Raw genomic sequence first — 16587 nt, 5'->3', positions numbered from 1 at the left:
CCGGCAGTGTGCGCAGTTGCGGCCCTGGCCGACCGTATCAGATCGATTGGCGCAACGCAGCCGCGTCGCGCGGCGCGTCATCGACCAGCCGCGCCAGCGTGCGCATGGCGCGCTCAAGCGCTTCGGTCCAGGGTTGGCCGCAGGTCAGCCGGATGTGGTGCTGGAACTCCGCGCGCGCCGAGAACATCGGCCCCGGGGCCAGGCTGATGTGCTGAGCCAGCGCAGACCGGTGCAAGGCCATCGCATCGACGCCAGTCGGCAACTCGACCCACACGAAATAACCGCCGGCCGGCCGCACGGCCCGCGTCCCGTCCGGGAAATTGCGGGTCACGGCATCGAACAGGCTGTCGCGCTGCGCCTGCAGCGACTGGCGCAGGCTGCGCAGGTGGCGGTCGTAGCCACCTTCCTGCAGGTACGCCGCGATGGCCGCCTGCACCGGGATCGAGCCCGACAGGCTCGTCGTCAGCTTCAGCCGTTCGACCTCGTGCGTGAACCGGCCGGGTGCGGCCCAGCCGACACGGTAGCCCGGCGCCAGGCACTTGGAGAATGACGAGCAGTGCAGCACCAGGCCGGCGCGGTCGAACGCCTTGGCCGGCAGCGGCGCCACCTTCCCTTCGTAAAGCTCCGCGTAGACGTCGTCCTCGATCAACGGCACATCGTGCCGGGCCAGCAGCGCGACAAGATCGCGCTTCTTGGCCTCGGGCATCAGGCTGCCGAGCGGATTCTGAAAGCTCGTCATGAGCCAGCAGACCTTGGGGCGGTGCAGTTCCAAGACCTGCGCGAGGCGGCCGAGATCGATGCCCTCGCGCACATGGGTGGGCACTTCGATAGCGCGCAGTCCCAGCCGCTGCAGCGCCTGCAATGCCACGTAGAAGGTGGGGGACTCGACCACCACCGCATCGCCCGGCCGCGTCACCGCGTTGACGCACAGGTTCAGCGCTTCCATGGCGCCGTGGGTGAGCACGATCTCATTGGTGGCCACGGCGAAGCCGTGGCGCAGGTAGCGCTTGGCGATCTCGCGCTTGAGCGTCAGGTTGCCCGGCGGCAGGTCTTCGGCCATGCGCCAGGGGTCGAGCCGCCGCATGCTGGAGATCAGCGCGCGGCGCAACCGGTCCAGAGGGAACAGGGCCGGGCTCAGGAACGCGGAACCGAAAGGCACGATCGTGCGCGTGCGCGCGGTTCCGAGGCACGCGTGGATCAGGTCGTTGATCTCGATGGGCTGCGATCCGGACTGCGGCTGCAACGTCTGCGGTTCCGGCAGCAACGCGCCGCTGGCACGCGCTGCGACGAAGTAGCCCGACCGTGGGACCGCACGCACCAGGCCGCGCGATTCGAGCAGGTGGTAGGCCTGGAAGACGGTGCTGGGGCTCAAGCCCCTGCTGGAACAGGTCTGGCGCACGGACGGCAGGCGGTCCCCGGGACGCAGCACGCCGCCGGCGATTTGCTGCTCGATGTCCCGAGCCAGAAGTTCGAACCTCGTGGGAGGGGCGGTTGGGCGATGGCGCATGGTGTGGGCACCGCGCCTCGGTCAACTGCTGGCTGAGTAGGGTGACCCTGCATCTTAGGAGCTTTGCGGCTTACGTAGTGGACTGTTGTATCCCTAGGAGCGACCTGCGCCCACGTCGCGCGAAGCACTCCACTTCGAACTGTGACGATCCTGTCGCCAGGGCCGGCGGCAGCATCTTGCGTAATTGCAGAACACCGCCGCACAAGTCCTGCTGTCGTGCAGAGTTGGATTGCCCGGAACCGGCCGGTGGCCAAAGACCGCTCCTGGCCGACTTCAGCCGCTCAACAGCCTGAACAAGCCACCACCCTACGGACCGCCGCCCCGCTGCTGCTGTCCGCGGCATGGAGGGGCGTACAGGGGCCGCCGTCGTATGCCGGCGCGCTGGCATTGTGAGCCGGCGCACTGCCAAGCCGACCGCTGTCGTTGGCGGCGCTGGCCGTGGGCCGGGCCGTCATGGCCCGGTGCTGACCGGCGGCACGCGCGCTGCCAGCGGCCCGCCGCGCGGACAGCACGATGGACCCGCGGCAAGCGGAGCACGTGACGCAGCAGGCGCGGCTCCGGCCGCTGCCGGGCCTGGGGCATTTGGCGCACGAAGAGGCGGGTTAGTGGAAGAGTTGCCGCCGGGGCGCCGGGAGCCTAAGCCCGCCCTGCTAGCCTCCGCCCGCCAGCATGCGCCGCACCTCGGCGCGGACCCGCTCCACGCTGATCGGCTTGGTCCAGTACGCCACGCATCCGTGCGCCTTCGCACGGGCCAGGTCCTCGGGCATGGCATCGGCCGAGACGACGACCGCCGGCGTCTGCGCCAGCCCCGGCAGCGCGCGCAGGCGCCGCAGCAGTTCGTAGCCGTCCATGTCCGGCAGTTGCACGTCCAGCAGCAGCAGGTGCGGCGGGTGCAGGGCGGCATCGCGCAAGGTGTCTTCCCCGGTGGCGCCGATGTACACCTCGACCCCGGGCAGCACTTCCAGCACGGCCTGCATCAAGGTGGCGTTGACGGGGTTGTCCTCCGCGCACAGCACCCGCCTGGGCGCGCCTTGTGCCGCGGCATCGTTCGCCTCGGCACATGCGACGGTGCTGGCGGGCAGCGCCGCCTGGGCACGCGGCAGGACCACGGTGAAGGTGGTGCCCGCGCCCGCGACGCTCTGCACGCCCACGCTCCCCTGCATGGCTTCCACCAGGCTGCGCGTGATGACCAGCCCCAGGCCCACGCCCTCGGTCCGCGTCTTCTCCGCACCGAGCCGGTTGAACGGCTGGAACATCTGCCGGAGCTGGTCTTCGGTGAGGCCATGGCCGGTGTCCTGCACCGCGATGGCGACGCGGTCGGCTTCGCTCGCCACGGCCGACACCGTGATGCGCCCCCCCGGCCTGTTGTACTTCACCGCGTTGGACAGCAGGTTGGACAGCACCTGCTCGAGCCGGCTGCCGTCCGCGTGCACCGCGAAGTCGGGCGGGCAATCCACGGTGGCCGTCACGCCGTGCGCAAGCATCGTGGGCTCCAGCGCGGCAACGGCGCGTTGCAACAGGGGCGCCAGGGGCACCGGCCCCAGGTGCAGCTGGAGCCGCCCGGCTTCGATGCGGGCAATGTCCAGCACTTCGTCGATCAGGGACAGCAGCAGGTGGCCAGAGCTCTCGATGAGTTGCACGCGGCGCGACTGCTCTACGTCCAGGGGCCGCTGGGTGTCGGCGGCCAGCAGGCGAGAGAAGCCGATGATCCCGTTGAGTGGTGTGCGCAGCTCGTGGCTCATCCGCGCCAGGAACTCGCTCTTGGCCTTGCTGGCCTGGGCGGCCACGTCGCGCTCGAGGGCGGCTTCCTGCAGTGCGAGGTCGCGCGTGACGTCGGACACGGTGCCATGCCAGACGGTGCAGCCGTCCAGGCTGCCCCCGGATGTGGCGCGCAGGGCGTGCCACGACCATGGCTGCGCCAGATCCCTGCGTGCCCGGTACCGGAACTCCCACAGCCGCCCTGCCGCCTGCGCGGCATCGCGCGCCGCCAGCAGGCCTGCACGGTCGTCGGGATGCACCTGCTCCCAGACGGCACGGTCCGCATCGCACACGCTGCCGGGCGCCAGGCCATAGAGCGTCCGCAGTCCGGCGCTCGCATAGGTGAAGCGGCCGGCACCGCTGCGGTCGCGTTCGTACGCGAAGAGCAGCGCCGGCGCGGCGTCGGCGGCGCGCTGCACGCGTTGCAGTTCCGCCTCCACGCGCAGGCGTTCGCGCATGGGCGAGAAGGCGAGCTGCACCACCGAGGTCCCGCCCTCGCTGCGCAGGCTGGCGCAGGTCAGCACATGGATGGGGCCGTCGCGCGCGTCCAGCGCCAGCGTCAGTTCCTGGACCTGACCACGCATCCGCAGCGTGGTCAGCAGGTAGGTGTGGTACAGCACGCGCCCGCCGTGCGTGAGCAGCTGGTCCACGTGCAGGCCGGCCAGCGCCGCGGCCGGCTGCCCCAGCCAACCCGCGAGGCAGGCGTTGGCGGCCAGCACCCGCCCGCCCAGGTCCACACTGAGGACACCGATCGGCAGCGCATCGAAGTCAGGCGGTGCCGGGTCCATCGAGTCGGGCGCGAAGGATGGCGATGATCTCCTGCGGGTGGCTCACGTGCGGGCAATGGCCGGACGCATCCAGTTCCACCAGCGCGCTGTTCGCCAGGTGGCCGTGCATCCAGCGGCCCACCTCCACGGGCGCGATGCTGTCGTCCAGGCATTGGACGATCACGGAGGGCCGCGCCAGCTCGTGCAGGCGGTCGCGCACATCCACCAGGAAGACCAGGCGCGCGAACGCCTGCGCAATGCGCGGCTCCAGCGCCCGCAGCGCGCCCTCGAACTCGCGCGTCAGCGCCACGGGATTGGCGTCGCCCATCGCCAGGGGGGCCAGGAACTGGGCCCAGCCGTAATGGTTGGACTCCATCAACTGGAACAGCCCGTCGATGTCGGCGCGCTCGAAGCCGCCCTTGTAGTGCGGCGGGTCGTTCAGGAAGCGCGGCGACGGGCAGATGAAGAACAGCCGGGAGAAGCGCTGCGGCTGGGCGATGGCCGCCAGCATCATGATGATGCCGCCGACGGAGTGGCCCACGCCCACCACGTTCTGCAGGCCCTCCTCTTCGAGGATGTCCAGCAGATCCTGCGCGTAGCCTTCGAGCGAAGCATGGCGCTGTGGATCCCAGGCCTGCACGGCGCCCCCGCTGCCGGCGTGGTCGTACACCAGGGTCTGGTGGGTTTCCTCGAAGGCCGGTGCCACGAAGCGCCAGATCGTCCGGTCGCAGCCGAACCCATGAGAGAACACGATGGTCGTGGGGCCAGCCCCGGCGGTCTCGACGCTGTGGCGGTCGCGGGCACGAGGTTGCATGAGCATGTGGTGCCGTTCTGGATGAGGGGCATGCCGCGCACCTGCAGCGCGGTCAGGGATTCTAGGTGGCAGGTCTGCCCTGCGGACGCAGGTCGGGCCCGCAGGCGCGACAAGCTTGCGCCAGATCAAGGTTGGACCGTGCCCGCCGTCGACCCGCGCGAACGTTCAGGCGGATGCCTTGCGGCCGACATGCGGTGCACGTCGGTCAGTCCGCGACCGTCGTGCTGGCGCTGGCGATGCGGGCCGTGGGCTGGGCCGCCATCACGCCGGTGCTGACCGAGGCCGCACGCGCGCTGTCGGCGCGCGCCACGGCGCCGCGCCGACGGCCCTGCGCGACACCGCCCTCCCGCCATGGCGCTTCGCTGGCGCCGGGCCTGCATCCACCCTGCACAATCGCCGCGCGCGGCCCGATCGTGGCCCGATGGCGCGCGCGGCCGCACCACCCTTACGGAGCATCCCTTGACACCCGACATCGCACCCCCCTGGACGGGACGGTTCCCCCGGAACGACATCGTTTCCCTGCTCGACATCAACCGCCGCTTCAACCTCGCTGAAAGCACCGCCAAGGATCTGACTCTCGGCGAACTGCTGGACATCGCGGGGCTGGACCAGATGCGCACCCTGCGCCTGGGCTACAGCAGTTCCGAGGGGCTCGCCAGCCTGCGCGAGGCCGTGGGCGAACGCAGCGGCGTGGCGGCCGATTGCGTGCTGACCACCACGGGCACCGCGCTGGGCCTGGCGCTGCTGGCGCTGGAGGTGTGCCGGCCCGGCGACGAGGTTGTGCTGGTCACGCCCTGCTTCCCGCCCAGTCGCGATGTGATGGTGGGATGCGGCGCCAGCATCGTGGAGGTGCGGCTGGCCTTTGCCGACGGCTACCGCGCCGACGCCGAGTGCATCGCCGCCGCGCTGAGCGAACGCACCCGGCTCGTGTGCATCGCCAGCCCGCAGAACCCCAATGGCGTGCAGACCCCGGTGCCGGTGCTGCAGCAGATCCTGCGGCACATGGCAGACCGCGCGCCGCAGGCGCTGCTGTTCGTCGACGAGACCTACCGCGAGGCCACCTATGGCGACACGCCCGCCATTCCGAGCGCGGCGGCGCTGGACCCGCGGGTGCTGACCGGCTCGTCCGTCTCCAAGGCCCACGGCGCACCGGGGCTGCGCTGCGGCTGGCTGACGGTGCACGACGCGGCACTCAAGGCCCGGCTCACCATCGCCAAGATGAACCTGGTCATCTCGGGATCGACGCTCGATGAAGCCCTGGCGGCCGCACTGCTGCGCCAGAGCGACCAGGTGCTGCAGCCGCGCCGCCAGCTGTTGACGGCGGCGCTGGCCCTGGTGCGGCATTGGCAGCAGGCCCACCGCGACACGCTGGACTGGGTGGCACCGGATGCCGGCGCCCTGTGCTGCATGCGCCTGCGGCCCGAGGTCTTCGACGACGCGGCCGTTGCCAGGTTCTGGGCGCTGCTGCCCCAGCGCCAGCTGCAACTGGCCGACGGACGCTGGTTCGGCGAAGACCTGCGCACCTTCCGCCTGGGCTTCGGCTACCTGCCGATCACGGAACTGGAGCCGGCCCTGCAGGCCTTGGGGCAGGCCATGGCCAGCGCGCGCGCGGCGCGTTGAGGCGGCTCGGCGCTGACACGGGCTCCGAGGCGTCGTGCCGCGCACGGGACTGGTACGCCCGGCACTGGCACGGCCCGACCTTCCTGGCCGTGGGCGCGCGCGACCCGGTGCCGGGCACCTGCAGCATCGGGCTGCTGGCCCTGGTCGCGTGGATGCACTGGCTGCGCCGCCAGGCCGAAGCGGCGGCAACGCGCTGACAGGCTGGTGCCGCATGGGTCGGCAAGGCAGCCGACTTACCAATCCGAGGGAGACCGGCGTCTGCCCAGCCCCTCCTGGGCTGCCAGGGGCGGGGTCCAGCTTGCTGGCGGGAAGGGGCATCTGGCGCTCGTAGAGGCGCCGCGCGTCGCCGGTCCGTCACGTTGTTCTGTCACTCAGGCCCGGCCACTTTCCAACACCAGGTTCGACGACCCATAGAGCGTGTAGATCAGGCCCAGCGGGTTGTTCTTGGCCAGCAGTTCGCGCCGCGCTGCCAGCAGCGCCTGGCCTGCCGTGGTGCCGCGATCAATGAACGCCGCGAAGAACCGGCGCGCAAACTCACGCGCCAGCACTTCCACCGTCGTGACCTCGGTGCCGACCACGGCAGCGGCACGGCGCTCACGAACGAACGCCAGCACCAGTTCGGACGGCGCGTAGTCGTTGAATGCGGCGGTGTGGCAGCCGTTCATGAACACCAGCGGCGCGTGCTGCCACTGGGGACCGTACAGGTCGGCCGCCGCGATCAAGTCGTCGATCCGCGGTCGGGTGGCGTCGTGCGCAAGTCCGAAATCGAGCCCCGGCCCCGCGGTGCGCCCGCCGCCCGTCACCGACTTGAGCCCATGGCAGTACAGGTACACGAGGTCGAGGTCCGTCTGGCGCAGCAACGCCAGCGCGTCCTCGCGCTGCGTGACCCGCAGGCCGGGCCCGACGAGCTCGGCTTTGCGCTTGGCCAGCGCGCCCAGGTCTTCCGCGATCTGCCTGTGGTGGTCCTCGGCCTGGCGCAGGTTCGGATTGAAGACCGCGCCGAAGCGCAGCGGCGAGCCGGCCGTGATCGTGGTTTGCAGCGGTGGCGGATCGCGTCCGGCAACGCCATGGACCTGGTGCGCCGGCACCTCGATCGGCACACGGTAGCCCCAGAAGCGCAGCGGGCACAGCACCATGTCGGCCGCGTGCGGCTCCAGGCCTTTTTCACGGCGCAGCTGCTGCTGTTGCGCGTGCAGCAGACAGGCTTCGCGGTGTCCGCAGTCGGCGGCGCCCGGCCCTTCGTCGGCGGCGGGCATGCCCGCCGGGCACAACGCCGGCGTGTCGGCTTCGCCCGCGGGTATGGCTGCTTCCGAGCGCACCGGCCGGTCATAGACCAGCGACCAGGGAATGACATCGCTGGCCAGCATGTGCGCCGCCTGCAGGCCCCCGTCGCGCAGCATCAGCGCACGCACAGCCTCGCGTTCGTCTTCGCCGTGCAGCAGCACCGAACACAGCGCCCAGCCGGCCCTGGCCAGGCGCCACAGCCTTTGGACCAGTCGGCCCGGGTCCCCCTGGTTCTCGACAGCCCCGCGCTGGTAGGGATAAAAGCCCGCCGCATCGCTCGTCATGTCGTTCAGCGCGGCACGCAGGGCGACGATGTGCGGCTCGAACAGACGGCTGCGCGCGACCACGAAGAGGTCGTTGGACTTGAGCGTGACAACTTTCTCGCCACCGCTGTCGTTGGCCAGCAGCGTTAGGCCGCGCGGCGGCAGCCGCTCGGCATCGGCCGCCGTGGCCATGCTGAACTCCAGCCGCTGCACATGGCCCAGCGCGCCCCGGCTGGCGGCCAGCTGGTCGATCTCCGAGACGTCGACTGCCAGAGCCGATGCCAGTGCGGCATGCGCTGCGTCGGCGCCGCTCAGGCGGGCCGCGACCAGGAACGACTGCACCACATGGTTGCTGCGGAACAGCGACACCCGCAGCCGCGCGACGCCGGGCACGGTGGTCGTGGCCGCCGGCCGGACGGCGAAGGCCAGCAGGTCGCTCGCCAGGCCGGGCTCGAGCAGCAAGGCCTGCACCGGGTTGCCGATCACTTCGAATTCCAACCCGGACACGCCCACCTCGAGTGCCAGCGCAGCGCGCGAGCGGTCGATCTCCTCTAATAGCGCGGAGCTGCCCAGCGAGACGACCAGTTCGTCGAGCGGGCCGATCTGCACGCCCAGGTGCACCAGCGCGCGCGCGTCCAGCGCTGCGTCCGGCGACAGGCGTCGCAGGCCGGTGTCGCCGTCGGGGGCGAAGAAGCCGATGTTGACGTGGCGCGCTGCACCGCTGGGTACGGGCCGCAGGCCGCCCAAGCGCTGCGCCAGCTTGCGCGCCACCGCCAGCTTGCTCGCCAGCGGCAGCATGCCCTCGGACTCGTGGTTCTCGTAGCGCAGGTCGGTCAGCGCCCCGATGTCGTCCAGGGCGGTGGTGACCACTGCGGCAGCGGCCGGCGAGCCACGCAGCGACGACAGCAGCACGGCGCCTTCCGATGCGGCACTGGCCAGCGCGTCGATGCTGGGCTGCGTGTGCCGCAGGCGCGCGATGGCGGCATCCACTGCCGGCGCGTGGATGCCGCGCTCGACGAGGCGGGCGGCCACGCTGGCCCCGAAACGTACGAGCCTTGCATCATCCTGGACACCCAGATCGAGTTGCCCCGTCACGACCGAAATGCCGTTGCGCTGGGCGGACGATGCGACGGCCCTGGCAGCCGCGCGCCGCACGGTGTCCGTCAGCCGCGGCGACGCGACAGGCTCGGGGGGCGCGTCGCCGCGCCAGTCGGGTGCCAGCTCGACCGCATTGGCAGCCGGGCTGCGCAGCGCCTCGGCGAGCGTGGAATAGCGCAGCAGCTCCTCGCGCCCGCCGCCCACGAACAGCGCGCCGCACGGCAGGTGGTACACGGCCAGATGGGCGTGCGACCAATCCAGCGGTCGATCATGCGACAGGTGGGCGTAGAACCACGCCCACACCTGCGGATCATCCGTCGCCGGCATCAGCCAGACGGCGGGCCCTGCCCGCTCGACCAGCGCCTGCGCCAGCCGCCGTGCCGCGGGTGCGGCAGCGCTCTCGCACTCGATGACCAGCAGGCGGGTCTGGTAGCGCTCGACGAAGGGCGCGAGCCAGGGGGCGGGCCGGCCGTCCGGGCGCAGCACCAGGGCCGCCGAGCGCAGGTGCAGCACATCGACGGTCGGCCAGCGCTGCGCGTGCGGATAGCCCTCCAGCGCCGCCGGGGCGACGGCGGCATCCACCAGCGCCTGCGAACGATCGCTGTAGAGAAAGGTGTCGTGCAACGCCGCAGCGACCACGGGCGTGCCGCCGCTTTCCAGCAGGCGCAGCGGAAAGGTCAGTGGCAGGCGAGCCACGCGGGCCAGCACATCCGTGACCCGCACGAACGTGGCGTGGTGGTTGATCAAGCCTTCCCAGTTGATCGCCGACCAGGAGGCTTCGCCAAGCGCCAGCGTCACGCGGTCCAGCGTGAACGAACCGTGCAGGTCGGCCAGAGTCGGCACGGGCCGCGCCTGCTGTGCCGCGAATGGCGCAAGCGCGTCGCGCAACGCGTCGGCATCGCCGGCTGCCGCACTGTCCAGCGCAGCGCGCGGCAGCATTGCCTCGACGACGGTGCCGTCGCCATCGGTGCGGCGCAGCAGCGCTTCGGACGCACGCGCCACGATGTCGAGCCGGATGTCGCGGCGCTGGTAGCGGTTCATGGCTTGAGCGCGCGCAGCGCGGCCACGCCGGACTTGGTGAACTGGTCCGCCGCCAGCCCGAACAGGAACGCGCCGAGGTAGGCGCTCCAGCCGCCCCAGGCGGGGTCTTTGGCCCACACCACTCCCAGGCCGGCCATGCTGGCCACCACCAGCACCAGCAGGCTGAGCAGCCGGTCGGTGGTGTGCAACGTCGCCTCGGTACTGGCGACCGCGCCGACGGCCGACACGGCTTCCCATGTCGTGGGCAGCGCGAACACCTGCACGGCATCGAAGGCCGGCGCAGCAGCGCCCGGGCCGCCTGCTGCGCCCATGCCCTGACCGGCGCGTTGTTGCCCGAGCGCGTCGGCGACGGCCTCGAACTGCGCGAAGGCCGTGGCGACATCCCCGCCGTCCAGCGCCGTCTTCAGATCGGCCAGCCGCGCGTTCACGGCATCCAGCTTGTCCGGGTGCTCCGCAGCCGCATAGCGGCGCAACGAATCGGCGCAGGCGAGCAGGAAGACGCGCGCGGCTTGCTGGAGGCCGCGCAGCTTTGCCTCGCCGCTGCGGGCCGCAGCCACCGCTTTCAGCGCCTGCTGTGTGTCCTCGCAGATCACGTGCCAGTCGGTCTCGACAACGCCCGGCTCTTTCCGCGCAAGGTCGGCACGCACCGCGAGCCGCTGCGCGTAGTGATCGACATACGCCTGTACCGCCGCGTCGTAGGCCCCCAGCGCCTCTTGAACGCGGCCCGTGGCCGACAGCTCCTGCGCGCGAATGATGTGCCCGTGCGCCGTCGCGAAGCCGGCGTCCTGGCTGGCCGCCGAACTCAAGACGTTCGCAAAGGTCTTGATCGCGCCATCCAGTGCGGCGGCGGCCTTGGCGGCTGCGGTGCGGGGCATGTCGGCCAGGGCGTCGAGGGCGGCCTTCACCTTTACCGGGTCCAGCGGCGTGGCCACCAGCGCCTGCGCGTGGTCGCTCAACAAGCTCAGCATCTCCTGCCCCACCGACTCCGGACGCAGGGCCTTCAAACGCGCGATGGTCGCGGACCAGGAGGGCAGCGCCCGCGCGATGTCGGCGTACAACTGGACCGTGGCATCGTCGAGCGGCGTGCGGCGCGGCTGCGTGTCTTTCACCGCCGTCTTGAAACCCTCCAGCACGCGGTGCACCAGCGCCGTGGCGTCGGCATCGCCCCGCGCTGCGGCTTCGGCTGCGCCCAGGTGGTCGAAGATCGTGCCGAGGCGCACTTGTGCCAGCAGGCGCGGTCGCCAGACCACGCCGTACAGGCTCATGAGGTAGGAAGCCACCACGCCCAGCAGGATGAACAGAAAGGCCACGCCGGGCTGGTCCCTCACGTAGAAGGTCAGCGGCGCGGTGGTGTCGGCATAGCCGGGCTGATGCAGCCTCAGTTGGGCGTCGTAGCGGCCCGGGCTTTGCACGTTGTCGAAACGCAGGGCGTAGACGCCTGTGCCATTGCGGACCACAACCGCACTGGCGGTGGGCTCCGGGGCGGCAAGGGCTTCGACCCACTTGGCGTCGTCGCCCGTCTTGCGGGTCAACGATTCGGCGCTCAGCACAGGCGCGGCACCCGCCGCTGCGCTGCCCCGAACGGGAATGCGGTACTCGATGGACTTCGGCCGATGGAACAGGTTCGCGTAGTGTGAGGTGACCGGCGCACTTGCGATCGCCTCGGGTGGTTTGGCCACGGCGTACTTCACGCGGAACGTGGCGAGCAAGGGCGCCCAGCCGTCCTGATCGGACTCGGCGCGGATGGCGGCCGTGTGCAGGCCGGGGTACAAGCCTGCATCCTTGGCGCTGCGCAACAGCAGCAGGCGTGCATCGCGCGCGGGCAGCCGCAGACCTGGGTCGCGCTCGGGCACCAGCACCAGGTCGGGGTGCCACCACTCCAGATCGTGCATGGCGCCGCTCGGGCCGTGCAACGTCACCTTGGGCAGCGTGACCACCACCGCCGTGCTGGAGCAGTTGCGCAGCACCCAGGCGGTGTCGAGGCGCGGCCGGTCGACGGCGATCTCCGCGTCCGCCGGGCCGTCCGCCCGCGTCAGTGCCAGCGTGTTGGTCTTGGTGGTATCGCTGGGGCAGTCGGCAGCCCAGGCCATGGAGACACAGCACGCGGCGAGTGCGCCGACCAGTCCTTTGAACCATCGCATGGAATCCTCCTGCCGGCACCGTCCCCCAACGGCTATGGGTCGCAGCGTACTCCGCGAACGACGCGGCGTGGGCGGGCGCGCCCACGGGCTTTCCTCAACGTTGACGATGGGTATGCAGCTTGAAGCATCCCAGGACGTAGGGCGACCCTCGACGCCGACCCGCGCGCGTGCGCGTAGCGCCCGGGGTGCCACTCACAACGCCGCACTGACCGCCCGGTGCAGCACCTCGGCGCGGCCCTGCGGCAGCGCCAGGTAGCGCGCGCCCATCAACCGCGCCAGTGCGGCCGATTCGGGCTGCGGGCGCACCGAGGTGTCGATCAGCAGGCTGGCGATGCCGGCAGCGGCCAGCCGCCGCGCCATCGCTTGCGCATCCGCCATGGCGCCCGGCCGGCCGCCCTGGCCTTGCCGGTCGATGTTGGCGCGGCCATCGGTCAGGAACACCAGCTGCGCGCGCGCACCCTCGCGCGCCTGCAGGCCCACCGCCAGTTGCCAGCCGGCCTCGATGCCGGCGGCCAGCGGCGTGCCGCCGCCGCCGGGCAGCTCGGTCAGCGCGCGCTTGGCACGCACCAGCGAACGCGTGGGCGGCAGGAGCAGCTCGGCCGCCGTGCCGCGGAACGCGATCAGCGCCACGCGGTCGCGGCGCACGTAGCAGTCGGCCAGCAGCAGCTCGACCGCGCCCTTGGCCTCGGCCAGGCGGTGCAGCGCCTGCGAGCCGGAGGCGTCGACGACGAAGACGGTGGTGGTCTCGGCCGGGCGGCGGTGGCGGCGGCAGTGGAAATCGTCGCGGCGGATCAGCCAGCGGGCCTGCGGCGGCGGCAGCGCCAGCCGCGCGCGTTCCTGGCGGCGCAGGGTTTGCCAGGGCAGGGCCGCGCGCAGCGTGGCCAGCAGGTCCAGCCGCTGCGCGCCACGTGGTGCCCCGCGGCGCGGCGGCAGCGGCCGGCCGCTGCTGGCGCTGCGCGTGGCCGCGCCCTGGCGGCCGGCCGCGCTGCCGCGCGGGGGCGCCAGGCCGGCGGCCAGCAGCGCCAGCAGGTCCGCCGGCATCGCGGCCTGGGCCGCGGCGACCAGGCGGTCGGCCAGCGGCTGTTCGCTCTCGGCGGGCGGCGGTGGCGGTGGATCGGCGCTGGGTAATGGCGAAATGTCGGGCGGCGGCGTGGCGCTCGCATCGGCGCCGTCGGGCGGGGGTGCCGCATCGGCCGGTGGTGCTTCGGCCGCGGGCGGCTCTGCATCGGCCTGCTGCGCCGTTGGCGGCAACGCACGCGCACGCGGCGCCAACACCAGCCGTGCGGCCAGTTCGGCGTCCTCCTGCATGACGGCGTCATGGCCACGCCAGGCCGCCACCGCGCAGGCCGCGCGCCAGGCCTGCCACGGCGCCCGCAGGCCCACGATGCCCAGCGCCTGCGCGCAGGCGCACAGCGCCTCCACGCCCTCGGCGTCGAAGGGCAGCACGCGCAGTTGGCGGCGCGCCTCGTCGAGCCGGGCGGCGGGTGGCGGCGCCGGCCAATCGGCGGCGGCCAGGGCAGGATCGACCACCAGCGCGAGGCGTTCGCCCAGGCAGGTGGCCACGCGCTCGTCCGGCGTCGCGCCTTCGTCCAGCGCCAGCACGGCAAAGCCGCCGCCGTCCAGCGCCTGCGCCAGCCGGCCGGCCAGCGCCGTAGGCGCGCGCTCGGCCATGGGCAGCACCAGCACGCCGCTCTGCGCCTCGGCCAGCAGGCCGGCCTGCGCCACTGGGCGCCCGGCGGCCACGCTAAGCCCCAGGTCCAGCCCGCCGAGCAGCCGCGCATCGTCGATCTGCAGCGGGCAGCGCCGCCACGGCGTGCCCGGGGCGAGCAGGGATTGCCACTGGGCGACCAGCGCATCGCGCGCCGGGCCGGGGCCACCGCGCAGCACGATGCCGCCCAGGCCGGCCGGGTCCAGCGCCAGCAGGCGGGCGGCCCAGGCACCGGCCGACATGGTCAGCCCCACAGTTCGGCCACGGCGCGCGCGATGCGCTCGGCCGAGCCGGTGTCATCCAGCGGATTGCGGCGCAGGCGGTGGCGCAGCGCGGGCGCGGCGACCTCGCGCAGGTGGGACAGTTGCACCCCATCGTCGCCGTGCAATGCGGCCATCGCGCGGGCCGCGCGCATCATCGTCAGCTCACCACGCAGCCCGTCGCTGCCCAGGTGCTGGCACAGCGCGGCGCAGCGCAGCAGCATGGCATCGTCCACCACCACATGCGGCAGCCGCTCGCGTGCGCGGGTGATCTGCTTGCGCACCTTGGCATCGGCCTTGGCCCACTGCGCGTGCAAGGCCTCGGGGTCGCGCTCGTAGGCGTCACGGCGCTTGACCACCTCCACGCGCTGCGCCAGGTCGGTGGGCGTGCGCACCTCGACCGACAGGCCGAAGCGGTCCAGCAGCTGCGGGCGCAGCTCGCCTTCCTCGGGGTTGCCGCTGCCGATCAGCACGAAGCGCGCCGGGTGCCGCACCGACAGGCCTTCGCGTTCGACCACGTTCTCGCCCGAAGCGGCCACGTCGATCAGCAGGTCGACCAGGTGATCCTCCAGCAGGTTGACCTCGTCGATGTACAGGAAGCCGCGGTGCGCACGCGCCAGCAGGCCGGGCTCGAACACCTTCTGGCCGCTGGACAGGGCGCGCTCCAGGTCCAGCGCGCCGACGATGCGGTCTTCGCTGGCGCCCAGCGGCAGGTCGACCACCGGCACCGGCAGCTGCACCGCCCTGGCGCCCGGCGCGCAGTGGCCGCAGCGCTGCGCCGGGTCGCAGTGGTAGGGGCAGCCTTCGACCGCACGCATCGGCGGCAGCAGGGCCGCCAGCGCACGCACGGCCGTGCTCTTGCCGGTGCCGCGGTCGCCCAGCACCAGCACGCCGCCGATGGCCGGCTCGACCGCCGCGACCAGCACCGCGAGCTTCATCTCGTCCTGGCCGACGATGGCGGAAAAGGGGAACGGAAGCGGCATCAGTCGGATCCAGGCTCGTGCGCATGCCGGCGTGCACGCCGCACGGCCAGCATGGCCAACAGTGCAAGCATGGGCACGCTGGCGCCCACGATCAACGGGGTATTGAACGGCAGGCCCAGCGCCTCGCCGCCCTTGAGCATGTAGCCGACGACGCCGGCCAGGTAGTAGACGATGGCGGCGACCGACAGGCCCTCGACCGTCTGCTGCAGCCGCAGTTGCTGCCGGGCGCGGCGGTCCATGCTGGCCAGCAGGGCATGGTTCTGCTGCTCGCGGGCGATGTCCACGCGCGTGCTCAGCAGATGGCTGGCCTGCGACACCCGCTCGGACAGGTCATGCAGGCGCTGGGACACGGTGGCGGCCGTCGCCACGGCAGGCGTGAAGCGCCTGGCCATGAACTCGCCGATGGTCTGCAGGCCGGCCAGGCGCTGCTCGCGCAGCTCGTCGATGCGTGTGCGCACCAGCTCCGCGTAGGCGCGGCAGGCGCCGAAGCGGAACTGGCTGGCCGACAAGCCGCTCTCGACCTCCGCGGCCAGCCGCGTGAGCGGCTGCAGCAGGGCCTCGTCGCTGCGGCTGTCGTCGCCCGAGCGGGCGATGTCGTCGGTCAGGCCGGCCAGCGACTTCTCGATCGCCTGGATGCGCGGCGCCAGCCGGCGTGCCACCGGAAAGGCCAGCAAGGCCATCATGCGGTAGCTCTCGATTTCGAACAGCCGCTGCAGCATGCGCCCGGCCAGCAGCGGGTCCATGCCGCGGTCGGCCAGAAGGAAACGGCCGAACCCGTCGGCATGCAGGCGAAAGTCGGAGCAGGCCAGCGCCACGCCATCACCGAGCGCCGAGCCGATCACGGCGTTGCCGGCGAAGGCAGCCTGCTGCAGCGCGGGCAGGTCGAATTCTTCGTCGGCGTGCAGGATCTCGGCGTGGCAGGCCTGCACGGTGAAGCCGGGCACGCCGGCCAGCCAGCCTTCGGGCAGCAGGGCCACCGCCGTCTGCACAAAAGGCGGCGTGCTGCGGCCCGCCGCCAAAAGGGTGTATGCGGAGAACTCGCCGTGCCGCTCCCATGTCAGGCGCAGATGGCCCAGGGTGCCGCTCCATTGCTGGTCGCCCTCGGCCGGTTGCGCGATCTGGTAGTGGCGGCACAGCTTGCGCAGGTGTGCCAGTTCCTGCGCGCGCTCGTCGGGGTCGACAAGCACCGCCACATGGCTGGCACGCGCCGGTGCCGTCAGCGGCTCCGAGGGGCGTGCATGCACCTCCGCCGCCAGCGCTGCGCGCTCGGCCAGGTCGGGCGGCAGCAGCCGCGCAAGGCTCATGGGATGCCCTCGCCTCCGATGGTGGAGCGGGCCTGGTCA

The 16587-nt window shown here is 72.0% G+C and carries 10 protein-coding genes; 2 read left to right on the top strand and 8 right to left on the bottom strand.

Annotation, left to right across the window (positions count from 1 at the left end):
- Nucleotides 1-37 precede the first annotated feature (37 nt).
- From ASF43_RS15780 to ASF43_RS15770, 3 genes are all read right to left on the bottom strand, one after another.
- A complete protein-coding gene (locus ASF43_RS15780; protein WP_056182875.1) occupies nucleotides 38-1507 on the bottom strand; it encodes a PLP-dependent aminotransferase family protein in 1470 nt (489 codons plus the stop codon).
- Nucleotides 1508-2157: 650 nt separating this feature from the next.
- Nucleotides 2158-4053, bottom strand: a complete 1896-nt coding sequence (locus ASF43_RS15775; RefSeq protein WP_056182872.1) for a PAS domain-containing hybrid sensor histidine kinase/response regulator — start codon at nucleotides 4051-4053, stop codon at nucleotides 2158-2160.
- On the bottom strand, nucleotides 4034-4846 hold the full coding sequence (locus ASF43_RS15770; RefSeq protein ID WP_156373331.1) for an alpha/beta fold hydrolase: 813 nt from the start codon (nucleotides 4844-4846) through the stop codon (nucleotides 4034-4036). The genes ASF43_RS15775 and ASF43_RS15770 overlap by 20 nt, the downstream gene beginning before the upstream one ends.
- 459 nt (nucleotides 4847-5305) lie before the next feature.
- Between ASF43_RS15770 and ASF43_RS15765 the strand changes: the two genes are divergently transcribed.
- A complete protein-coding gene (locus tag ASF43_RS15765) occupies nucleotides 5306-6466 on the top strand; it encodes a pyridoxal phosphate-dependent aminotransferase (RefSeq protein ID WP_056182867.1) in 1161 nt (386 codons plus the stop codon).
- The gene (locus ASF43_RS15760) at nucleotides 6463-6663 is read left to right on the top strand and encodes a hypothetical protein (protein WP_056182863.1); all 201 of its coding nucleotides are present in this window, start codon (nucleotides 6463-6465) and stop codon (nucleotides 6661-6663) included. The genes ASF43_RS15765 and ASF43_RS15760 overlap by 4 nt, the downstream gene beginning before the upstream one ends.
- Before the next feature lie 174 nt (nucleotides 6664-6837).
- On the opposite strand, the gene ASF43_RS31250 is transcribed toward ASF43_RS15760, so the two are convergent.
- The 5 genes from ASF43_RS31250 to ASF43_RS15735 all read right to left on the bottom strand — a co-directional run bounded on the left by ASF43_RS31250 (nucleotide 6838) and on the right by ASF43_RS15735 (nucleotide 16548).
- Nucleotides 6838-10152 carry a CHAT domain-containing protein gene (locus ASF43_RS31250; protein ID WP_056182861.1) on the bottom strand — a complete coding sequence of 1105 codons (3315 nt, stop codon included), beginning with the start codon at nucleotides 10150-10152 and terminating at the stop codon, nucleotides 6838-6840.
- Entirely contained in the window at nucleotides 10149-12293 is a 2145-nt protein-coding gene (locus ASF43_RS31245) for a hypothetical protein (RefSeq protein ID WP_162241814.1), read from the bottom strand. The genes ASF43_RS31250 and ASF43_RS31245 overlap by 4 nt, the downstream gene beginning before the upstream one ends.
- A 192-nt stretch (nucleotides 12294-12485) precedes the next feature.
- Complete coding sequence (locus tag ASF43_RS15745) at nucleotides 12486-14243, bottom strand: magnesium chelatase subunit D (RefSeq protein WP_056182855.1); 1758 nt, start codon at nucleotides 14241-14243, stop codon at nucleotides 12486-12488.
- A 2-nt stretch (nucleotides 14244-14245) separates the two neighbouring features.
- Nucleotides 14246-15244 carry a magnesium chelatase ATPase subunit I gene (gene bchI / locus ASF43_RS15740; RefSeq protein ID WP_056182854.1) on the bottom strand — a complete coding sequence of 333 codons (999 nt, stop codon included), beginning with the start codon at nucleotides 15242-15244 and terminating at the stop codon, nucleotides 14246-14248.
- Nucleotides 15244-16548 carry a DUF3422 family protein gene (locus tag ASF43_RS15735; protein WP_056182849.1) on the bottom strand — a complete coding sequence of 435 codons (1305 nt, stop codon included), beginning with the start codon at nucleotides 16546-16548 and terminating at the stop codon, nucleotides 15244-15246. The genes bchI and ASF43_RS15735 overlap by 1 nt, the downstream gene beginning before the upstream one ends.
- Between the last annotated feature and the right edge of the window lie 39 nt (nucleotides 16549-16587).

It is taken from the genome of Pseudorhodoferax sp. Leaf267, assembly GCF_001422405.1.
GTDB lineage: Bacteria > Pseudomonadota > Gammaproteobacteria > Burkholderiales > Burkholderiaceae_C > Pseudorhodoferax.
Note: the sequence above shows the minus strand (reverse complement) of the source record. Positions and strands in the feature narration are given on the sequence as shown.